We start from the raw sequence: 1,981 nt of genomic DNA, 5'->3' as shown, positions 1-1,981 counted from the left end.
GCCTGGGCCTTGCCGAGCTTGAGGCCATGGGCCTCGCCGGCGGCCAGGACGGCGTCCTTCAGGGACTCCGCCGACGCCCAGTCGGCCGCGTCGAGCTTCTCGCGGGCCGTGCGGAGCAGTGCGTCCGAGCCCTCCTTCATCGCCTTCGCCCAGCTCGGCTCGTCGAAGACCGGCTCGGAGAGGAACAGGAAGTCGACGTTGTCGGTGATCTCGGAGAGGACCTTCAGGCGGGTCTGCGCGTGCGGCGCGATCGCCTGCCACTTCGCCTCGTCGAAGTCCTCCGGGGCCCAGGGGGCGAACGGGGCCTGGAGCCAGGGGCGGCAGCGCTCCGTGAAGTCCTTCGCGCCGAGCATGCGGATGTGGTCGGCGTTGATCGCCTCGGCCTTCTTCAGATCGAAGCGGGCCGGGTTGGGATTGACGTCGGCGATGTCGAAGGCCGCGACCATCTCGTCGACCGGGAAGATGTCCCGGTCGGCGGAGAGCGACCAGCCGAGGAGCGAGAGGTAGTTGAGCAGGCCCTCCGGGAGGAAGCCCCGCTCGCGGTAGAGGTTCAGCGACGCCTGCGGGTCACGCTTCGACAGCTTCTTGTTGCCCTCGCCCATCACGTACGGCAGGTGCCCGAAGGACGGGGTCTGCTTCGCGATGCCCAGCTCGGTCAGCGCCTTGTACAGGGCGATCTGGCGGGGGGTGGAGGAGAGCAGGTCCTCGCCGCGCAGGACGTGGGTGATCTCCATCAGCGCGTCGTCGACCGGGTTCACCAGCGTGTACAGCGGGGCGCCGTTCGCGCGGACGATGCCGTAGTCCGGCACGTTCTCCGGCGTGAAGGTCAGCTCGCCGCGGACCAGATCGGTGAACGTGATCGTCTCGTCGGGCATGCGGAAGCGGACGATCGGGGCGCGGCCCTCGGCCTCGTACTGCTCGACCTGCCCGGCGGTCAGGTCACGGCAGTGGCCGTCGTAGCCGGACGGCTTGCCGGCCGCGCGCGCGGCCTCGCGGCGGGTGTCCAGCTCCTCCTGGGAGCAGTAGCAGCGGTAGGCGTGCCCGGCGTCCAGCAGCTTCTGTGCGACGTCCTTGTAGAGGTCCATGCGCTGCGACTGGCGGTAGGGCGCGTGCGGGCCGCCGACCTCGGGGCCCTCGTCCCAGTCGAAGCCCAGCCAGCGCATCGCGTCGAGCAGCTGTTCGTACGACTCCTCGGAGTCGCGGGCCGCGTCGGTGTCCTCGATGCGGAAGACCAGGGTGCCCTGGTGGTGCCGGGCGAACGCCCAGTTGAACAGGGCGGTCCTGACCAGGCCCACGTGGGGGTTGCCGGTGGGGGACGGACAGAAACGTACGCGTGGGGGTACCCCCTGTTCGAGCGGGGTCGAGAACTTGGGGGAGGGAGTGCCGGGTGCGCTAGCCACGCTTGACAACCTTGTTGTTGAGAGTGCCGATGCCTTCGATGGTGACGGCGACCTCGTCGCCGACGTGCAGGGGGCCGACCCCAGCCGGGGTGCCGGTGAGGATCACGTCGCCGGGGAGCAGCGTCATGGCCTCGGAGATGTTGACGATCAGGTCCTCGATGGGGTGGATCATCTCGCTCGTACGGCCCAGCTGGCGCTGTTCGCCGTTGACGGTGAGCTGGACGGTCAGGTCGTTCGCCGCGGTGAGGTCCAGATCCGTCTCCACCCAGGGGCCGAGCGGGCAGGACGTGTCGAAGCCCTTGGCCCGGGCCCACTGCTTCTCGCGCCGCTGGACGTCGCGCGCGGTGACGTCGTTGGCGCAGGTGTAGCCGAAGATCACGTCCTTGACGCGCTCGCGCGGGACCTCGCGGCACATGCGGCCGATGACCACGGCCAGCTCGGCCTCGTGGTGGAGTTCCTCGGAGAAGGAGGGGTACTGGATCTCGTCGCCGGGGCCGATCACCGAGGTGGACGGCTTGAAGAAGGCGAACGGGGCGTCGGGGACCTCGTTGCCCAGCTCCCTGGCGTGCTCCGCGTAGTTG

At 69.5% G+C, this 1,981-nt stretch carries 2 protein-coding genes; both read right to left on the bottom strand.

Annotation, left to right across the window (positions count from 1 at the left end; translation table 11 throughout):
* The coding region (gltX, locus tag ACFW2E_RS26505; RefSeq protein ID WP_384469571.1) for a glutamate--tRNA ligase at window positions 1–1,400 on the bottom strand (1,400 nt) is incomplete at its 3' end.
* On the bottom strand, window positions 1,393–1,981 hold a 589-nt coding region (locus ACFW2E_RS26500), incomplete at its 5' end, for a fumarylacetoacetate hydrolase family protein (protein WP_384469570.1). The genes ACFW2E_RS26500 and gltX, both read right to left, overlap by 8 nt.

Origin of the sequence: Streptomyces sp. NPDC058964, assembly GCF_042741275.1 — a bacterium.
In the GTDB taxonomy this organism is placed as follows: domain Bacteria; phylum Actinomycetota; class Actinomycetes; order Streptomycetales; family Streptomycetaceae; genus Streptomyces.
The sequence above is the reverse complement of the archived record's forward strand: the minus strand, read 5'-3'. Positions and strand labels throughout refer to the sequence as shown.